Annotated in this window: 19 protein-coding genes and 1 pseudogene; 9 read left to right on the top strand and 11 right to left on the bottom strand. The window is 67.0% G+C overall.

The window, feature by feature from the left end:
* Positions 1-366, top strand: a pseudogene (locus OK17_RS19130) (TetR/AcrR family transcriptional regulator); the annotation flags it as partial.
* Between the two features lie 79 nt (positions 367-445).
* On the opposite strand, the gene OK17_RS19125 reads toward OK17_RS19130, so the two are convergent.
* From OK17_RS19125 to OK17_RS19075, 11 genes are all read right to left on the bottom strand, one after another.
* Entirely contained in the window at positions 446-1234 is a 789-nt protein-coding gene (locus OK17_RS19125) for an SDR family NAD(P)-dependent oxidoreductase (RefSeq protein WP_232717030.1), read from the bottom strand.
* A gap of 16 nt (positions 1235-1250) precedes the next feature.
* Complete coding sequence (locus OK17_RS19120; protein WP_232717029.1) at positions 1251-3188, bottom strand: oxidoreductase; 1938 nt, start codon at positions 3186-3188, stop codon at positions 1251-1253.
* Between the two features lie 37 nt (positions 3189-3225).
* On the bottom strand, positions 3226-4287 hold the full coding sequence (locus OK17_RS19115; protein WP_006868764.1) for an ABC transporter substrate-binding protein: 1062 nt from the start codon (positions 4285-4287) through the stop codon (positions 3226-3228).
* Complete coding sequence (locus tag OK17_RS19110) at positions 4284-5312, bottom strand: ABC transporter substrate-binding protein (RefSeq protein ID WP_006868763.1); 1029 nt, start codon at positions 5310-5312, stop codon at positions 4284-4286. The genes OK17_RS19115 and OK17_RS19110 overlap by 4 nt, the downstream gene beginning before the upstream one ends.
* 33 nt (positions 5313-5345) lie before the next feature.
* Positions 5346-6110 (bottom strand): SDR family NAD(P)-dependent oxidoreductase, encoded by a 765-nt coding sequence (locus tag OK17_RS19105; RefSeq protein ID WP_232717027.1) that lies wholly within the window; start codon positions 6108-6110, stop codon positions 5346-5348.
* 22 nt (positions 6111-6132) lie between these two features.
* On the bottom strand, positions 6133-7845 hold the full coding sequence (locus tag OK17_RS19100) for an ABC transporter permease (protein WP_232717026.1): 1713 nt from the start codon (positions 7843-7845) through the stop codon (positions 6133-6135).
* The gene (locus OK17_RS19095) at positions 7842-9023 is read right to left on the bottom strand and encodes an ABC transporter ATP-binding protein (protein WP_232717025.1); all 1182 of its coding nucleotides are present in this window, start codon (positions 9021-9023) and stop codon (positions 7842-7844) included. Before OK17_RS19095 ends, OK17_RS19100 begins: the two co-directional genes overlap by 4 nt.
* Before the next feature lies 1 nt (position 9024).
* Entirely contained in the window at positions 9025-9831 is an 807-nt protein-coding gene (locus OK17_RS19090) for an SDR family NAD(P)-dependent oxidoreductase (protein ID WP_232717024.1), read from the bottom strand.
* A complete protein-coding gene (locus tag OK17_RS19085) occupies positions 9828-10859 on the bottom strand; it encodes an ABC transporter substrate-binding protein (protein ID WP_461418401.1) in 1032 nt (343 codons plus the stop codon). Before OK17_RS19085 ends, OK17_RS19090 begins: the two co-directional genes overlap by 4 nt.
* Before the next feature lie 312 nt (positions 10860-11171).
* Positions 11172-11546: a hypothetical protein gene (locus tag OK17_RS19080; RefSeq protein ID WP_461418398.1), complete on the bottom strand. Its 375-nt coding sequence runs from the start codon at positions 11544-11546 to the stop codon at positions 11172-11174.
* Positions 11543-11908 (bottom strand): nuclear transport factor 2 family protein, encoded by a 366-nt coding sequence (locus OK17_RS19075; RefSeq protein ID WP_461418397.1) that lies wholly within the window; start codon positions 11906-11908, stop codon positions 11543-11545. The genes OK17_RS19080 and OK17_RS19075 overlap by 4 nt, the downstream gene beginning before the upstream one ends.
* 112 nt (positions 11909-12020) lie before the next feature.
* Between OK17_RS19075 and OK17_RS19070 the strand changes: the two genes are divergently transcribed.
* The 8 genes from OK17_RS19070 (at position 12021) to OK17_RS19035 (ending at position 19487) form a co-directional block, all read left to right on the top strand.
* Positions 12021-12809 (top strand): enoyl-CoA hydratase/isomerase family protein, encoded by a 789-nt coding sequence (locus OK17_RS19070; RefSeq protein ID WP_232717021.1) that lies wholly within the window; start codon positions 12021-12023, stop codon positions 12807-12809.
* Between the two features lie 69 nt (positions 12810-12878).
* Entirely contained in the window at positions 12879-13301 is a 423-nt protein-coding gene (locus OK17_RS19065) for a Zn-ribbon domain-containing OB-fold protein (protein WP_461418396.1), read from the top strand.
* A complete protein-coding gene (locus tag OK17_RS19060; protein ID WP_232717019.1) occupies positions 13298-14449 on the top strand; it encodes a thiolase family protein in 1152 nt (383 codons plus the stop codon). Before OK17_RS19065 ends, OK17_RS19060 begins: the two co-directional genes overlap by 4 nt.
* Before the next feature lie 27 nt (positions 14450-14476).
* The gene (locus tag OK17_RS19055) at positions 14477-15682 is read left to right on the top strand and encodes an acyl-CoA dehydrogenase family protein (RefSeq protein WP_232717018.1); all 1206 of its coding nucleotides are present in this window, start codon (positions 14477-14479) and stop codon (positions 15680-15682) included.
* Positions 15679-16668, top strand: a complete 990-nt coding sequence (locus tag OK17_RS19050) for a phosphotransferase family protein (protein ID WP_232717017.1) — start codon at positions 15679-15681, stop codon at positions 16666-16668. The genes OK17_RS19055 and OK17_RS19050 overlap by 4 nt, the downstream gene beginning before the upstream one ends.
* A 46-nt stretch (positions 16669-16714) precedes the next feature.
* Positions 16715-17917 (top strand): acyl-CoA dehydrogenase family protein, encoded by a 1203-nt coding sequence (locus tag OK17_RS19045; protein ID WP_006868750.1) that lies wholly within the window; start codon positions 16715-16717, stop codon positions 17915-17917.
* On the top strand, positions 17914-18669 hold the full coding sequence (locus tag OK17_RS19040) for an SDR family NAD(P)-dependent oxidoreductase (RefSeq protein WP_006868749.1): 756 nt from the start codon (positions 17914-17916) through the stop codon (positions 18667-18669). Before OK17_RS19045 ends, OK17_RS19040 begins: the two co-directional genes overlap by 4 nt.
* An 8-nt stretch (positions 18670-18677) precedes the next feature.
* A complete protein-coding gene (locus OK17_RS19035; RefSeq protein WP_232717014.1) occupies positions 18678-19487 on the top strand; it encodes an SDR family NAD(P)-dependent oxidoreductase in 810 nt (269 codons plus the stop codon).
* The last annotated feature ends 38 nt before the right edge of the window (positions 19488-19525 follow it).

Below are 19525 nucleotides of genomic sequence, written 5' to 3'. Positions count from 1 at the left end.
CCCGAGGAGGCCTTGCGCGCAGCGGTTGCGGCGGCTCTCGAAGCCGAGCCCACCGATGCCCTTCAGCGCCGAATCCTGCAGAACCACATGGACATCCTCAGCACTCCGCGCCAGTCGGAGAAAGAAGAGACCGAACGGGTCCAATCCCGCGAGCTGGTCGCCCAGATCGAGCACAACTGGACCGAGTTGCTCAAGCGCGGAATGGAGACAGGTGCCTTCGCCCCCGGCGATCCCGAACTGGCATCGCGGTTGGTCCTGGGCGCGATGGTCAGCGTGTGGCGCTGGTACCGGCCCGGCGGACCCATCTCCCCCGACCACATGATCAAGACCGTCACCGAGTCTCTGGTCCGAATGGTCAAGGCCTGAGCGCGCTTTCGACGATCAAAGCCTGAGCGGAACCGGATCGGTTCCGCTCAGGCTTTTTCGTGTCTCTCGGTATCTGTCGTCAGACGGTGAATCTGCCGCCGTTGCTCAGCACCACCGCGCCGACGAGATTGGCCGCTCCCGGCGACGCCAGATACAGGATCGTGTCGGCGAGCTCCTCCGGGCTGGCGTAGCCACGAGCCGGACCGGAGTCCATCGCCGCACGAAGGTGCGCCGGGGTCCGCGCGGCCATGGCGGTGTCGACCGGACCGGGCGCGATCGTGTTGACGCGAATGCCGAACGGCAGAACCTCTTTCGCGACCGACTGGCTCATCGCATGCACCGCGGCCTTGGACGCGGAGTAGTGCGGGTAACCGATGAGGGTGTCGAAGGCGGACGACGAACCGACCGTCACGATGGCGCCTCCTCCGCGACCTTTCATGGCGCGCACCGATTCCCGCAGCACGTAGAACGTGCCGTCGAGGTTGATGTCCAGAACCCGTCGCCACATCTTGTCGGTCAGTCGCGACGTGACGTCGATGGGCTCGCCCTGTGCTGCCGCCTCCTGCATCCAGGTCTTCGAGGTCGGGTCGTCCACGCCGGCCGCGTGCACCACGACGTCCAGCCGCCCGTGCTCGGCGACGACTCCGGCGAAGGCCTCGGCGACCGCCTCCGAGTCGGAGACGTCCAATTCCAGAGCCCGGGCACCGTCGATCTCGGATGCCACCGTCTTCGCCCCGTCGATGGAGACGTCGACGACGTACACCAATTCCGCACCGCGACGGTTGAGTTCGCGCACCGTTGCGGCTCCGATACCGGACCCGCCGCCGGTGACGACCGCGATCTTGCCCTCGAACTGGGCCTCGTTCATCATTTCTCCTCTGATCTCAGATCTCTGCACCGACGCGATAGCCCTCGGCTATCGCATGTCCGATGCGTCGTGGGGTCACGCAGTCACCGATCTGACTGATCGTGGTATCGCCCCCGTCGATGGTGAACGGCGACAGGGGTACCCGGGGCTGATGCCAGACGATCAGCGACTCCGGAAGGATCTGCGGCTCACCGCCGAAAACCGGCCGGCTCTGCAACGAGCCGTCGCCACCCGGCTCGAGGGTTCGTGCGACTTCCAGGGTGGCCCCGGCCTCGGCGAGTCGACGGAGCAGCGGTCCGACACTCTCGGCCGGGATACGCGAGCACAGTGAGGTCAACGGTGTCGACAGGGTGACCTGCCAACCCTGTTGCGCGAGAGCCTCGGCCGCGTTGTAGGCGGGCCAGAACCCGTCGCCGTCGTCGACGACCACGGCGTTGCGGGTGTCCATCGACGGCAGATCGCCGAGGATGGCCTGATCCACGGTTGCCGACGCGTGCTGGGGCAGCCACGACGGGATCGGGGCCGGCCGGGAACCGGTGGCCACGATGACGTGGTCGGCGATACCCGTGATCTCGGTGAAGTCGTCGGCATCGATGGCCGCGGCGAGGTTCACATCCACCTTGAGTCGCCGCATCTCGTGGCCCAGATAGTCGACGATGTCGATCAGGGTGCTCCGGTGCGGCGACCGTGCGGCGGTCCGGACGGCTCCGCCTAGTTCGGTTGCACCCTCGAAAAGGGTTACCCGGTGCCCCCGTTCGGCCGCGACGCGAGCGGCTTCCAACCCGCCCGGGCCACCGCCGATGACATAGACCTCTTTGGTCTCCGGCGCCCGCATTCCGACATTCCGGTGTCTGCCCCGTCCGACCTCGGCGTTCACCGCGCAGTGCAGGTGCGGATCGAAGGCCCGGCAGTCCTGGTTGATCCCGAGGCATCCCCGGATCTCCAGCATTCGGCCCTCGGCCGACTTGTTGGGTAGTTCAGGGTCGGCGATCAGCGCCCGCGCCATCCCGACGAGGTCGGCCTGGCCGCGTTTGATGATGTGTTCGGCGGTCGCCGCATCCCGGATCCGCTGTCCGACGAGGACCGGCACACCGGTGGCGGCACGCACCCGTGCTGCCGAACCCACCGCGACCGCGTCCGGTTGCGTCGAATCCTTGACGTATGACCCGCGGGTGCCGTGTGTGATGCTGAGGTAGTCCACGCCGAGGTCGGCGTAGTACTCCGCGATCCGTACACAGTCGTCGATCGTCATCCCGCCGGGGATCTCCTCCTCGCCGCTCAATCGCACGCCGAGCAGCTTTCCGGCAGGCATCTGCGCACGCATGGCCTCGACGACGAGTCGCCCGAATCGCATCCGGTTCTCGAATCCGCCACCGAAGGAGTCGGTTCGGCGGTTCGTCAGCGGTGACATGAACTGTGCGACGAGATATCCGTGGGCAGCATGGATCTCAAGACCGTCCACGTCGGCGGCGATGAGATTGCGTGCGGAGGTCGCCCAACCGTCGACGATGTCCTCGATCTCGGCGATCGTCAACTCATGGGGTGGATAGGCGTCTCGGTTCGTCTTGAGGGACGAGGGGGCCACCGGCGGTGAATCCGACTCACCCCCGATGAACTCCCGTCCCAGATGGACCAATTGGGTGATCAGACGCGCCCCGTGACGGTGCACCGCGGCAACCTTCTTGGCCGTGGCGGGGATGACCTCGTCCTGGTAGGCCTCCACGAGTTTGCGTGACCGCAGAGTCGTGGTGGGGTGGACGACGGTCGCGCCGCCCACGATCATGCCGACACCTCCGGCGGCGAGCCGCTCGAAGTGCTCGGTGTCGCCCTCGGTCGGCACACCGTGCTCGACGAGGCTCGTGCCGGCGGGAAGAGCGACCAACCGGTTCCGGAGGGTCAGTCCGCCGATCTCCATCGGCGAGAACAGTTCGGGGAATACGGGTCCGGCGGTCATCGGACCTCCTTTCGAGGAGTTGTCGGCGGCCGACGACTCAGGACAGGAACTGCCTGCGCCACTCCTGCTGATACCGATCGACCGACTCCGCGGTGAGCGAGTCGACGTCAGGGAGCGGGATGTCCTGGGCTCGTGCGACCGCCCCGGGGATGTCCGGGAGTGCCGACGCATAACCGGTCGACAGAGCGGTCTGACCGTCCCGGGTGACCAGGAAGTCGGCCAGGACCTGGGCCGCGTTCGGATGGGGGGCCGAGGTAAGTACGTGGGAGTACCAGGGTGTGCCCCAATAGGGTTGCGGCAGCTTCCATCCGACCGGGGCGCCGGTCTTCTGCTCGCGCACCAGCGGTTGGACCATCGGTGTCGCGACGATCTCGCCGGAGTTGAGCGCCTGCGCGACGGCGAGCGCGCCGGGATAGATCCGCGGCTCGAGAGCTGCGAGACGCTTGTTGAAGTCGGGAGCCCAGTTCTTGTCGAAGAACCGGTACTCGTCCACGACGGGGGCGAAGCCGGCGGGGTTCACCACTCCGATCCGACCCCGCAGGGATTCGGACAAGAGATCCTCTGGCTTGTCGAGTCCGCCCGGCAGCGCATCTGTGTTCCACCCGAGGGCGAACGCCGCACCGCTGACGAGGAACAACCGATCGTCGATCACGCTGCGAGACCGCTCGTAGGCCGGGTTGTCGAAGGCCGGCCCGACCGGCTCGACCGAGTACTGCCCCGACGCGGCGGCCCGCGTGACCCAGCTGAAGTCCGAGGACATGTGGACGTCGGCGGTTCCCTTGCCAGTACGGTTCTCGGTTTCGACGCGAGGATTGATCTCGACATCGGTCCCACGGGTGAACTCGAGCGTGATCCGGGGGTAGGCGGCCTCGAACGACTCCTTGAGCTTCTGGAGATTGTCCGGGTGCTGGGTGGAGTAGAGATAGACGCTGCCCTCCTGCTCGGCGGCGGCGACCACCTCGTCCCAGTCACCGGAGACCGCCTCCGAAGAGGACGAGCCCCCGCCACATGCCGCTGTCATCGTGAGGGCGGCCGTGGCGAGGGCCACCAGGGACAGCCGGCGGATTCCGCCGACCGTCCCGAGGCGTCGGGAACTCATTTCAGAATCTGCTCCAGCTCGGACCGGTACTTCTGTGCACCTTGTCCGGTGGTCACGTCGAGGTTCTGGTCGGCGACCTCCTGAGCGTTCGCGACCGAACCTGCGATGTCGGGCAGTACCGAGGCGTAACCGGGAGTGGTCGCGGCCTGTCCGGCGGGCGTGACCATGAAGTCGGCGAGGACCTGGGCGGCGTTGGGATGCGGCGACGATCCCAACGCGAGTCCGTACCACTTCGCACCCCAGACATGCTCGGTCGCCGTCCAATCCACCGGCGCACCGGCGTCCTTGGACGTGAGCATGGGATCGGTCATGAGTCCGACGGTCACCTCACCCGACGCGACGGCTTGCCCCAGCGGCTGGTTGCTGGGGTAGATACGCGGATTCTGGGCCGCCAGCGCCTTGATGTAATCCTCGCCGTAGTACTTCTCGATGTGCGCGTAGTAATCGAGGTAGGTCGGCGAGGTCGCCGGGTTGACGATGCCGATCTTTCCTTTCAGCGCCGGATCGAGCAGGCCCCGCGCGTCCTTGACCCCGCCGGGGAGCGCCTTGGTGTTCCAGCCGAGACCGAGGATGACGGCACCTTCCAGGAAGAAGCGGTCATCGACGATGCTCGACGCGCGGTGGTAATCCGGCGCGTCGAATGCCGGCCCCACGACGGGGACGGCGACGTCGTTGTCGGCGTTCGCCTTCATCCACGAGATGTCGGTGATGACGGCAACGTCGCCGATTCCCTTGCCCGACCGCGATTCGGCGTCGATCTTGGAGAGGAGGTCGGCGTCGACCCCGCGGACGATCTCGAGATCGATGGCGGGGTAAGCCTTCTCGAACTGCTTCTCCAAGTCGGCGAGCCGGGGTGCGGCCTGCGTGGAGTACAGGGTGACCTTGCCCTCCTTGTTGGCCGCCGCGACTACGTCCTCCCAGGGGCCGTCCACCGCGCGGGACGGTTCGCTGCCGCCTCCGCACGCGGCGACCGTCAGGGCGAGGGTCGCTGCTGCAAGCGCACCGACGAGTCTGCGAGTTCTCATGTGTTCCTCCGTTGATAAAGCCTGTCGCCTGACTCAGGCGCAGGTCCAGCCACCGTCGACGTAGAGTTCGGTGCCGGTGATGTAGAGCGCGTCATCGCCGCCGAGGAATGCGACTGCGGCCGCGACGTCCTCCGCCGTGCCGAGGCGCCCCATCGGGGTGTTCGCGATCATCGCGTCGTGACGCTCGGTGCCCTCGTACCGCTCCCTGAGCTGTTCGGTGCCGATGAAACCCGGGTGGATCGAGTTCACCCGGACCCCGCGCTTCGCCCAGTGCAGCGCAGCATTCTTCGTCATCGTCCGCACCGCCCCCTTCGCGGCGGCATAGGCGAGGCTGTTGCCCAGCCCGCCAACCGATCCCAGGATCGAGCACACGTTGACGATGGCCCCGCCTCCGGTCGCCTCGATGTGGGCGCCCGCGTGCTTCATCCCCAGCCAGGTACCGGTCTGACTGATGTCGATCACGCGCTGATAGGTGTCGACCTTCTCGTCGACCACCGACGCGAGACTTCCGATGGCACCGTTGTTGACGAGCAGGTCGAGTCGGGGATGACTCTCCGCGATGTCACCGACGACGCTCTCCCATCCGCTCTCCGACGAGATGTCGAGCGTTGCAACCAGGTGCTTGTCGGGCTCGGACAGACTGTCCCGCAACTGATCCAGCGGAGCACCGGGGACATCGGTCAATACGACCGAGGCGCCTTCACCGGCCAGGCGTCGAACGATCTCCACGCCTATCCCACCGGTGGCACCGGTCACCAGCGCGACCTTGCCGGCAAGCCGGCCTGCACCTACACCCATCACGTACTCCTCGGACGCCGATTCAGAGATTGCTGAGGACATTGCGCCCGCCGACCACCATTGCCGCACCGACACCGCCGGCGGTCACCGCCGTCATCAGCAACGCCATCGCGGCGACCTGGGGGTACGACCCGTTCTGCCACATGTCGTAGAGCAACGTGCCCATCACCTGTGTGGTCGACGCCCGGACGAGCAGCGACGCCGCGAACTCGTGCGTGAGCAGGATGAACATCAGCGCCACTGCGCTCAGGATCGCAGGCCGCATGAGCGGCAACATGATCCGCAAGTTGGTGACGAGGGGCGATGCGCCGCTGGTCGCCGACGCCTCGGTGTAGGTGTTGCCCAACGAGAGCATCGCGGTCATCTGCATCCGCACCGCGAAGGGCAGCATCAGCACCACGTAGACCAACACGATGACTGTCCGCGTGCCGTAGAGGATCAGCGGCGGCTCGGTGTAGGTGAGCAGGAAGCCGACACCGAAGATGACGGCGGGGATGCCCAGCGGCAGTGCGGTGATCAGATCGCCGACGAGACCCAGGACCTTGTGCTGGCGACCCCGCACCAGGAGGTTGGCCATCGCGTATCCGATCGGGATACAGATCGCGACGGCGCCCAGCGAGGTGAGGACACTGGTGACGATCGACTCGGTGACCGAGGCGTTCGCGAAGAGTTCGCGGAAGTTGTCCAGGGTGAACAGTCCCCACGACAACGACCCCGACCAGTACGGCGTCAGCGACACGATCACGAGACCGACCATCGGGATGACCAGCGCGACGAGGGCGTACACGACGAGCGTGGCGCTTGCCCAACGCGCGCGGCCACCGGTCGGCGAGAACGCCTTGCCGCCGTGCGTGACGAAGCGACTCTGATTGCCCAACAACAGTTTCTGGACGAGGACGATCGCGATACCGAGGATCACCAGCGGCGAACCGGCAGCCGCGGCCGCCGCGAAGTCGGCCGGCGACTCCGACACCCGGCGATACATGTCGGTGGTCAGCACGTTCACGCCGTTGTTCTGGCCGAGCAGCAACGGGCCGGTGAACTGGCCGAGACCGAGCAGGAAGGCGATACCGCCGCCGTAGATGAGCGAGGGTCGCAGAAGGGGCAGCACGACCCGGAAGAACACACCGACGGTCGACGACCCGCTCGTCTGTGCCGCTTCCAGATGTTCGGCACTGATGTTCTGCATTCCGGCACTGACGAACAGGTAGACGAAGGATGTAAGGCCGAAGCCGGTCAGGATGATGATCCACGGCACGGTGTACACGTCGATCGGCCCGCTGTCGCTGCCGCTCCACCACGGGAGCTTCCGCAGGAGCACGTTCAGGTAGCCGGGGCCGGGCGAGAGCAGGAACGCCCAGCCCACGATGTTCGCGACGGCAGGCATCACGATCGGCAGGATGGGGATCATCTTGAGGAAGCCCATGCCCGCCGGCAGACGGCTCGCCGCGAAGGCGAGCAGCGTACCCAGGACCATGGCGATCACCAACGAACCGCCCGCGAGCGCGACCGTCGTCCAGATCGTCTCGGCGATGTCGAAGCGGCCGTATTCGTTTCGGTAACCCTGCGCGCCGTCCTCGAAGGCCAGTGCCTGCAGCCGGACCATCGGGAGGACCACCAGGTAGGCCAGGATCGCGAGCAGGATGCCGTAACCGATCCGCGCCCGCCACTGGGCGGGGATCGCCAGCGACCGCGGGGACGATCCGATTCCGACTGTCGGGGCCGTGGCCGTCATGATGCGAGCTTCGCCGGGGCCGGCGCCACCGCGGTCTTGGCGGTCTGCGAGACGGTGTCGATCGCCGCATCGGCCTGGTCGGGGTACACCCGCAACGCCGACGGATCGAAACTCACGACCACCTTGTCACCGGGTGCACTCTTCTTGAGGGTCACACCGTGCTCGGCAGCGGAGGCACGCAGCAGGAGCGTGTCCTCGCCCGAGCGCACGGTCACGTCGTAATACCGTCCGCCGTACTCGAAATCGACGAGCTCGGCATGGAGCATGACGTTGGAGGCCGGCGCTTCGGCCTCCGACGCGTGCAGCAGGAGGTCATCGGGTCGAAGACGGGCAGCCGCCTCGGCACCGCGGTCCGGGACCCCGCGTACCAGTGCACGCGACAGGTCGACCGCGTCGCCCTGGGTGGTACGCCATCCGTCGTGTCCGCGACGGAGTTCGATCCGGTTCGACATCCCGATGAAGGCCGCGACGTACTCGGAGACAGGGGTCTCGAAGACGTGCTCGGGCTCGTCGTACTGTTCGATCTTGCCGGCCTTCATGATGGCGATCCGGTCACCGAGAGCGAACGCCTCCGACTGGTCGTGCGTGACGAAAACAGCGGTGAAGCCGAGCTGCTGGTGCAACTGGTGGATCTGCGACCGAACCTGATCGCGCAGGCGGGCATCGAGATTCGAGAGCGGTTCGTCGAAGAGAACGAGGTCGGGACGGGACACGAGTCCGCGTGCGACCGCGACGCGCTGCTGCTGACCGCCGGAGAGCTGAGAGGGGTAGCGGTCGAGCAGACCCTCGCAGTCCACCATCCGCGCGGCCTGCTCGATCGACCCGTCCTTGAGGGCCTCTTTCATCTTGCGGACCTTGAGCGGGTACCCGATGTTCTTGCGCACGGTCATGTGCGGCCACAGGGCGTAGGACTGGAAGACCATGCCGATGTTGCGGCGATGCGCCGGCACGTTCACGCCGGTGTCGGCGTCGAAGATCAGCTCGTCCTTGAACGAGATCGACCCTCCCTGAGGGGTTTCCAGGCCGGCCAGACAGCGCAGAGTGGTGGTCTTGCCGCATCCGCTCGGTCCGAGCAGGACGAGGAACTCGCCCTCTTCGATGGGTAGGTCCAGATCGTCGACGACGACGTTGTCACCGTACTTTTTGACCAGTCCGGACACTGAGAATCGAGATGTCACGTCAGTTCTCCGTGTTCTTGTCGAGGTTGTTCTTGGTAGGTGTGGTCACGCCTGCACCGGTTCCGCCGTCGACGAGGAGGTCGACGCCGGTGATGTAACTGCTGCGCGGTTCGGCGAGGAACAGGATCACCTCGGCGACTTCCTCCGGGGCCCCCCGACGCTGCATCGGGATGGTGCGGACGTAGCTCTCCACGTCGACGTGATCGAAGTCCGGTACTGCGGTGATCTCGGTGTCGATACTGCCGGGGCACACGTCGTTGACGCGGATCCCCTTGTGTGCCAGCTCGATGGCCGCGACCCGCGTCAGCGCGCGGACTCCGAACTTCGACGCTCCGTACGCGCCGAGTTCGGCAGTGGCCACCACTCCTCGCAGAGACGAGATGTTGACCACCGCGCCGCCGGCGACCATGTACCGGGCGGCCGTGCGCACACCGAGGAAGGTGCCCACGAGGTTGAGGTCGACCATGCGCCGGAACCCGTCGAGGGGGGTGTCGGCGAGCGAGGCGCGGATGGCGGCGCCGGCCGAGTTGACCATCACCTGCAGGGGGTGGCCGTCAGCCTCCATCTCGGCGACAACCCGCTCCCAGCCCTCCTCGTCTCGTACGTCTAGAACCTTGAACCGCTCTGCCGCACCGTATTCCGCTGCGGCGGCACGGCCGCGATCGGCGTCGACGTCGGTCGGGTAGACCACCGCACCCCGCGCCGCGAAGGCTGCGGCGGTGGCGGCACCGATTCCCTTGGCCGCACCGGTGATCAACACCCCCGCGCCCTCGAGATCGCGGGCAACGGTCTCCTGAGCCCCGGTCACTGGAAATCCTCCGCCCAGCTCTGCGAGAACTCGCGGACCTTGTCCGGGGTGAGGTTGTCGGTGTCCGGCGTCGCGATGTCCTGTGCACGGGCGACCGCACCGGGGATGTCGGGAAGCACCGCGGCGTAACCGGAATTGAGCGCGGTCTGTCCCGCACGGGTGATCATGAAGTCGACGAGGACCTGGGCCGCATTCGGATTCGGCGCCGCCGACAATGCGCTGGTGTACCAGGGAGTACCCCACGGTGATGGGGGAAGCGCCCAGTTCACGGGCGCGCCGTTGTCCACCTCGGTGACGAGGGGTTGCACAGTGGGGGTCACCCAGATCTCGCCCGAGGTCAGTGCCTGGGCCACTCCGAGTGCGCTCGGGTAGATGCGCGGGGACAACGCCGCGACCTGCTTCCAGTAGTCCTCGCCGTAGGTCTTGGAGAAGTAGCGGTACATGTCCACGTAGGACGCGATACCGGTGGGGTTGACGACGCCGATCTTGCCCCGGTAGGCGGGATTCACGACGTCCTGCGGAGTCCGCAGGCCGGCCGGCACGGCGTCGGTGTTCCAGCCGAGGCTGAAGACCGCGGCACTGGTCAGTGCGAACTGGTCGTCGATGAGGCTCTTCTCGGGCTGGTAGTCCGGCGCGGTGAGCGCCGGACCAACCAGATCGGTTGTGTAGGTGCCGGATTCGGCCGCGGTCTTCATCCACGCCGCATCGGTCTGCATGTGGACGTCGGCGATGCCCTTGCCGGTCCGGCTCTCGGTCTCGACCTTCGGGTTGATCTCCACGTCGGTCCCGCGCACGAAGTCGAGGGCGATCTCCGGGTACTCGGCTTCGAACGCCTTCTCGAGCGCCTCGAGGTTCGCCGGCTTCTGGCTCGAGTAGAGAGTCACCTTCCCCTCACTCTTCGCCGCGGCGACCACGTCGTCCCACGAGCCGTCCACAGGTCCGCCGGACGTACCGGTGTCCCCACCGCACGCCGCGAGCATGGTCACGGTGGTGACCGCGGCCGTGATGGCGGCCAGTGCGCGGGTCATACCTCTCATGCGACATCTACCTTCCGTCAAGGGTTTCCGGTGCCGGATGATCCGCGATGACCGCGGCCGGCTGATCCGGTGATCTCAGCGCGACCGGGGATCGAACTGAACTGATCTCAGTTCTGAAATTTAGCCGGGGTTCCTAGTGATGTCAATCACGAACCTGCCTAATTTCTCATGAGGTCATACCTCTGCATCGGCTGGGTTCGGTATGCGAGCGGACCGGAGACCCACGACGCCGCCACCCGCGTTTCCGCAGGTAGCGACGTCATGGCCAGCATGAAGAAGGTGTTGCTTGTATTCGGGGCCGAATCAGGCGAACGAGACCTCGGGCGTGCGCGCGATGAGCAGTCGCCGCACGAGGCCGGCACCGTTCACCTGTGCCGTGGCGGTGAAGGATGCCTCGAACTCCCCCGCCCGCGTGGTCCGTCCGAGAACCATCTCGCACCCGTCGGCGGTGACGCCGATGTCGACGTGATGGACCAGAACGCTCTTCTCGCGCTGCTCCAGGTAACCGACCAGGCCGGCGCGGTCACCGACGAACTCGGCCGACTGTCCCGCGCCCTTCGAGAACTGCACCGACATGACGAAGTCGTCGGCGATCATCCCCAGAACCCGATCGGGATCGACGGAATCCATGTACTCGAACCACTGCGCGAGGATCGGAGTGGTGGTGGTCGTTGTCATCGATTGGCTCCTTCGGGGAGTAGGGCGAAGTCCGGACTGAAGCTCACCTGATAGCGGTCGACGAGGCCGTCGTCCCCGATGTGCATCGCCCCGACGAAGAACCCCGTCGTGCGGATGCCGTCCTCGGTGACCGAGCCCTGCGTGAACTCGAGGTCCTTGTCGGCCGCAAGTCGGGCGAGGACGTGTTTTCGGTTGACCGGCGGGCGATTTCGAAGATACTCGAGCATCTTGTCGCGCCCGGAACCTCGGTTCTCGCCGTTCGGCAGGATCATGGCGAACTCGACGTCCGGAGCCAACATCGCCACCGCCTCGTCGAGTCGTCCGGCGTCGATCGTCGCGTAGTAGTTGTCGATCACAGTCATGAGCTGAACTTAGTTCAGGATTGGTGCCCCGTCGAGTATTGACTTCAGTTCAGGTGACCGTTAGAACTGAAGTGAATCCAGTTCAACTCGAACACCCTCGAAGGAGAATCCCATGATCGACACCGACCACATCATCCTGGAGAAGGACGGCCCCGTCGCTCGCGTCTGGCTGAACCGCCCGCACAAGAAGAACGCGGTCACCCCGGAGCTGCTGCACCGTCTCGACGAGATCATCACCGAGGTCGACAACGACCCCGATCTGCTCGTTCTGGTGTTGCGCGGCAAGGGAAATCAGTTCTGCTCGGGCTTCGACCTCGACGTCCTCCTCAGTGACTACGTCGGCAGCACCACCGCCATGGACGTCGCCGTGCTCTCGGCCAAGGTCTGTGACCGCCTGTACTCGATGAACACCCCGTCCGTCGCCGTCCTCGAGGACTACGTCACCGCCGGCGGCTTCGAGCTCATGATCTCGTGCGACTTCGCCATCGCGGCCGACGATGCCAAGATCGGCGACTTCCACATCCGTCGCGCCCTGTTCGGCGGCGCCGGCCCGATCTACCGCCTGCCGCGCATGATCGGCGTCCGCAAGACCAAGGAGCTCATGCTCACCGGCAAGCTGCTGTCCGGCAAGGAAGCCACCGAGTGGGACCTGATCAACGCTTCGGCACCGGCCGCCGACCTCGACAAGCTCGAGGCCGACTTCATCGCTCCGCTCATCGACAAGAGCCCGTTCATGATGAAGCTGACCAAGATGACGATCGACCGCGGCCTCGACGCCGACATCCAGTCGCTGATGGTCATGGAGCACCTGGCCGTGGGCAACGCACTGCAGTCCGAGGACGCCAAAGAAGGCGTCAACGCCTTCCTGCAGAAGCGTGAGCCCAAGTGGGTCGGCCGCTGATCGCTCAGCCACTCATCAGCTGAGAAGCCAGCCCTCGAGAAAACAGAGAAGAACTGAAAGGGGAGGAACATGACGGTCGACGACAGTACCGTCCGGAACGCCGTCGCCGACGACGCGACGGACCCCGCGGTGCTCCACGGATCGGAATGCACGGTGTGCGGCACGGTCGGCTTTCCCGCCGGCACGTATTGCTCGCGATGCGCAACCGCCACCGCCCATCCGCGTGAGCTGAGCACCCGAGGCACCGTCTGGGCCTACACGGTGCAGCGTTTCGCACCGAAGTCGCCGCCGTATGTTCCTCCCCCCGAGGGCTTCTCCCCGTTCGCGATGGGATACGTGGAACTCCCCGAGGGCATCCGCGTCGCGGGCATCCTCGAGGCCGACACCGTCGAAGGCCTGCAGGGAGCACCCGCCACCCTCATCGCGACCCAACCCGTTCCACGTTTCCTCGTGCTGCCCGAACCCACCGCCGACCAGGAGGACCGACGATGAGCGAAGACGTCTTCATCATCGGCGCCGGACTGTCGAAGTTCGGGCGCCAGAACGGGATCAGCGGACGCCAGATGGCAGTCACCGCCATCCAGACCGCACTCACCGATGCCGGCCTCACGTGGCCTGACGTCCAGGTCGCCTTCGGCGGCAGCGACGGGTCCGGACTCGCCGACACCCTCGTCGCCGAGCTGGGCTTCACCGGTATCCCGTTCACCAACGTCAAGAACGGTTGCGCCACAGGCGGAAGCGCGCTCGTGTCCGCGGTCAACGCGGTCCGTGCCGGCGCCGCCGACGTAGCCCTGGCCGTCGGCTTCGACAAGCACCCGCGCGGCGCCTTCGACCCGCTCCCCGCGGAGTGGGGCCTGCCCGAGGGGTACGGCGAGGCCGGCCTCATGGTCACCACCCAGTTCTTCGGTTCCAAGATCGCCCGCTACATGAACGCTCACGGGATCTCCCGGGACACCCTGGCCGAGGTGGCCGCCAAGGCATACCGCAACGGTGCGCTCAACCCCAACGCCTGGCGTCGAGATCCCATGCCTGCAGACGTGATCCGGGACGCCGACATGGTCAACGACCCCCTCACCCGGTACATGTTCTGTTCCCCCGGTGAGGGTGGGGCGGCGATCGTGGTGGCGAGCGAGTCCGCGGTCCGCCGACTCGGCGGCCGCCCGGTGGCCATCAAGGCGATCAGCCACCGCACCCGGCAGTTCGGTTCCTTCGAGGTCTTCAGCCCGGCGGTCCAGGGCACCGGCGAACCGGTCAGCGTCAGCACCGACGCCGCTCGGGCCGCCTTCGAGCAGGCCGGCATCGGGCCGGCAGACGTCGACGTCGCGCAACTCCAGGACACCGAGAGCGGTGCGGAGATCATGCACATGGCCGAATGCGGGTTCTGCGAACACGGCGAGCAGGAAGAGTGGATCGCCCAGGGACGCACCGAGATCGGCGGCACGTTGCCGGTCAACACCGATGGTGGATGTATCGCCAACGGCGAGCCGATCGGCGCCTCCGGCCTGCGTCAGGTCCACGAGATCGTCACGCAGTTGCGCGGCGAGGCGGGTGACCGGCAGGTCGACGATTCGCCGAAGGTCGGATTCACCCATGTCTACGGTGCGCCGGGCATCAGCGCCTGCACCGTTCTCGCCGTCTGACCCACCACTTCCACCGATCGGATCGACATGACGACCACACTGCCGGATCTGGCGACCTTCACCGACGATGCGCACACCTGGCTCTCGACGATCGCTCCGCGCCGTACCGATGCGGTGTGGGGCGTGGGCAGCGACTCCGTCGCCGTCTTCGAGAACTGGACCCCCGAGGAGGAGCGGGCCCACACCGACGCGATCTCCGCCTATGAGCAGACCAAGTTCGACGCCGGCTGGGGCGCCCTGACCTGGCCGGAGGCCTACGGCGGCCGCGATCTGCCGATGTCCTACGAACTGGCCTTCCGCGCCGCCGAGGACCACTACGACATCCCCAAGCGAACCGAGATGTTCTCGGTCACACAGCAACTCGTTGCACCGACCATCGCCCAGTGGGGAACGCCGGATCAGCAGGAGCGGTTCGTGCGGGCGATGCTCCGGACCGACCTCATCGCGTGCCAGCTCTTCTCCGAGACCGAGGCCGGCTCAGACCTCGCCGCGGTCCGGACGCGCGCGGTCCGCACCGAGGACGGCAACTGGCGGCTCGACGGCCACAAGGTGTGGACCTCAGGTGCCCTCGTCGCCGATTTCGGTGTGGCCGTGTGCCGTACCGATCCCCAGGCGGCCAAGCACAAGGGTCTCACCGTCTTCCTCGTCCCGATGGACGTCGACGGCCTCACCGTGCGACCGATCCGGCAGATGACCGGCGGCAGTTCCTTCAACGAGGTCTACCTCGAGGGTGTCGTGCTCGACGACTCGCTCCGGCTCGGCCCGGTCGGTGAGGGCTGGTCGGTGGCCCTGACCGTCCTCGCCGCCGAACGTCTCGACGGCGCCGGACTGGGTCTGGCCAACGCCGACCAGGCTCTCGAACTGGCCCGCCACCTGGGACGCGAACTGTCGGATGTGGAGCGCGACAAGGTCGCCGACCTCGCCACCCGCACCGCGGTCCAGCGGATCGCCGGGATGCGGGTCGCCCAGGCCATGCTCGGCGGTGTCGACCCCGGCCCGGAGGCGTCGTTGGGCAAGCTGCTCGCCGTCGACACCATGGCACGGACCAGCGAGCTGGTCCGCCTTCTCCTCGGTCGAGATCTGGTCGCCGACAACGGCACCTGGGGCACCTTCGCCTGGACCGAGCACGTCCTCGGAGCTCCCGGCTACCGGATCGCCGGCGGCACCGACGAGATCCAGCACAACATCATCGCCGAGCGCGTCCTCGGCCTCCCGAAGGAGCCACGACTGTGACCCCCACCCTGGAGCAGCGCGTCACCGACCGCCTGCAGGCCTCCCACGGGCTGACCGTGGATTCGTTCGCGGTGCTTCCCGGCGGACACTCCGGGCTGACCTTCCGCGTCGGAACCCTCGACGACGCCGGGTCCCGCAGCGAATGGGTCGTGAAAGCGGTTCCCGAGGGCCAGAAGTCGATCGGCCGGCACGACATGCTGCGGCAGGCCACGATCCTGACGGCTCTGGCCGACACCGACGTGCCGGTGCCCCGTGTGCTCGAGGTCGACCGTGAGGAACCCGCCTGGTTCGCCATGGAACTCGTCGCCGGTGAATCGCTCGAGCCCGTCCTCGACGACCCGGCCGTGGCTCCCGACCTCGCCGCGGCCCGGATGCTGCGCGCCGCCGAGATCCTCCCCCGTCTCCATGCCGTCGATCACCGGAAACTCCCCGGTCTCGCCGGCGACGTGGCCGGACCGGTGCTGTCGCCCGGTGACGAACTCGCCCGTTGGGGCAAGACACTGGGCGCGGTACCGCCCGAGCTCGTCGTCGGTGGTGCCGAACTCCTCGACGCCCTGGCCGCCACGGTGCCCGACCCCATCGCGCCCTGCCTCGTCCACGGTGATTACCGCCTGGGGAACATCATCTCGGACGGCGTCGAGCCGGTCGCGCTGATCGACTGGGAGATCTGGAGCGTCGGCGACCCGCGCGTCGAACTCGGCTGGTTCCTGGTGTTCGCCGACGGGACGAACTTCCCCGGGGTCGGCCGTGAGGTCCCCTCCCTGCCGAGTGCCGGAGAACTCGTCGACGCCTACACCGCGGGCGGACCCGCCCTGCCCGATCTCGCCTGGTTCGACGCCCTCGGACGCCTCAAGATGGCGGCGATCATGGGCCACAACCTGCGCCGGCACCGCGAGGGACGCCACCACGATCCCGATCAGGAGAAGCTGCCCGCCACCATCTCCCGCCTCATCGAGACCGGCACCGCACTCATGGCCCGCACCTAGCCGAGAAACCACCCCTACCCGACCATCCGACTTCAGGAGACTCCCCGTGGACTTCGCCTACTCCGACCGGACGCGCGACCTCGCCGTCCGGCTCGAGTCGTTCATGACCGATCATGTCCTGCCCGCCGAGAAGATCTACGACGAGCAGATCGAGGCCAACGACAACCCGCATGAGCAGCCGCAGATCATGCGTGACCTACAGAAGACCGCCCGCGACCTCGGTCTGTGGAACCTCTTCATGACGCACGACGGGCTCGGCGCCGGACTCACCAACCTCGAGTACGCCCCGCTCGCCGAGATCGTCGGACGCTCGATCATCGGCAACGAGGCCATCAACTGCTCGGCCCCGGACACCGGCAACATGGAGATCCTGGCCATGTACGGCACCGAGGCGCAGAAGGCCCAGTGGTTGAAGCCGTTGCTGGACTGCAGCATCCGCTCGGCGTTCGCCATGACCGAGCCCGCGGTCGCCTCGTCGGACGCCACCAACATCACCTCGACGATCCGCCGCGACGGCGACCATTACGTGCTCAACGGACGCAAGTGGTACACCTCCGGGATCCTCGACCCGGACTGCAAGCTCATCATCTTCATGGGCAAGTCCGATCCGGACGGGCCCACCTACCGCCAGCAGAGCATGATCCTGGTGCCGACGGACACTCCCGGTATCGAGGTCATCCGCGACCTCCCGATGTTCGGGTTCAAAGACCGTCTCGGCCACGGCGAGGTCCAGTTCACCGACGTCCGGGTGCCGGTGGAGAACATGCTTGGCGAGGAGGGCGACGGTTTCGCCATCGCGCAGGGTCGCCTGGGACCGGGGCGCATGCATTACGCGATGCGCGCGGTGGGCATGGCCGAACGTGCGCTGGACATGATGTGCCGCCGCGCCCAGGAGCGCGTCGCGTTCGGTGGCCCGCTGGCGAGCCGCGGTGTGGTCCGCGAGTGGATCGCCCGCAGCAGGATCGAGATCGACCAGATCCGCCTGCTCGTCCTGTACTCGTCCTGGCTGATGGACACCCAGGGCAACGCCGCCGCCCGCTCCGAGGTCGCGGCCATCAAGGTCTCCGCCATGGAGGTCGCGCACAAGGTCGTCGACCGGGCGGTCCAGACCTACGGCGCCGCCGGCGTCAGCAACGACACCGTCCTGGCCCGACTCCACGCGATCACCCGCGCACTGCAGATCGCCGACGGCCCCAACGAGGTCCACCTGCGCACCATCGCCCGACTGGAAGTGAAGAAGCACTCGTGAGCAACGAACTGAACGGAAAGGTCGCTCTGGTCACCGGCGCGAGCCGGGGACTCGGACTGGCCATCGCCCGGGGTCTCAAGGAAGCCGGCGCAACGGTCGTCGTCGCCAGCCGCAAGCTCGACGCCTGCGTGGAGGCCGTCGCCGCCCTCGACGACGTGACGACCGGTGAAGCGCACCCGCTCGCCCTGCACGTCGGCCGCTGGGATGAGCTCGAACCCGCCGTCGACGGCATCATCGAACGTCACGGAAGCCTGGACATCCTGGTCAACAACGCCGGCATCGCACCGCTCGAGAAGGACCTGATGTCGGTCTCGGAGTCGTTGTGGGACAAGACCATCGAGGTCAACGTCAAGGGACCGTTCCGGCTCATGGCGGTGGCCGGCGATCGGATGCGCGCCAACGGCGGCGGCTCGATCATCAACATCTCGAGCATCGGGGCGGTGCGCCCGAGCCCCGCCGAGGCGATGTACGCGGCGGCCAAGAACGGCCTCAACGCCCTCACCCAGGCGTTCGCGCAGGAATACGCACCGACGGTGCGCGTGAACTGCGTGATGCCCGGCAGCTTCGCCACCGACATGGCGGAGAATTGGGACGAGGAGTTCATCGGGCTGGTCACCAACCGCCTTCCCGCCGGACGCCTCGGACGGCCGGAGGAGATCGCCGGGATGGTCACCCATCTGGCGAGCGACGCCGCCGGTTACACGACCGGCGCATTGATCCCGGTCGACGGCGGCCGGACCGCGGTCTACTGAGGAGAACCATGACCATCGACACAAGTGATCATCCGGGAGGTTCCCCGGCGGCACTCTTCGGGCTCGCGGGCAAGACCGCGGTCGTGACCGGGGCGTCGTCGGGCCTGGGCCTGGGCTTCGCCGCGACGCTCGCCGGCGCGGGTGCCACGGTCTACGCGGCCGCTCGCAGGCTCGACCGTCTGCAGGAGCTCGCCGACAAGTACCCCAGCGTCGTCCCGTTCCGTTGCGACGTCACCGACGACGCCGACCGTCGCGCACTCATCGACACGGCGTTCGACTCGGCGGGCAGCGTCGACATCCTGGTGAACAATGCCGGTATGGCCGGTCCGCCCCACGCCGAGCAGGAGACACCCGAGGGTTTCGCCCGCATCCTCGACCTCAACCTCCTCGCCGGTTTCCACCTGTCCACGCATCTCGTCACCCGCCTGACCGAGAACGCCGACGACGACACCCCGGTCAACGCGTCGATCATCAACATCGCGTCGGTCGTCGGCCTCGTGTCGACCGCCCCCATCGGCGGGGCGTCATACGCCGCGTCCAAGGCCGGGACCCTCGGCATGACCCGCGAACTCGCCGGCCAGTGGGGCCGCCGCGGGGTGCGGGTGAACGCCGTCGTCCCGGGTTGGTTCGACACCGAGATGACCGACGGACTGTTCACCAACGAGAAGTCGGCCGGCTGGGTCCGTCGCAACACGATGCTGGGACGAGGTGGACGCGAAGGCGAGGTCGACGGCGCCGTGCTGTTCCTGTCCTCGGATGCGTCCTCCTACGTCACCGGGCAGACCCTGGTCGTCGACGGCGGGTGGACCGCACGATGACCACCACCCATACCCATCACGTCGGAACTTCCCTGAGT

It is taken from the genome of Gordonia sp. GN26, assembly GCF_054823965.1.
This window is presented reverse-complemented; position numbering and strand designations above follow the sequence as displayed.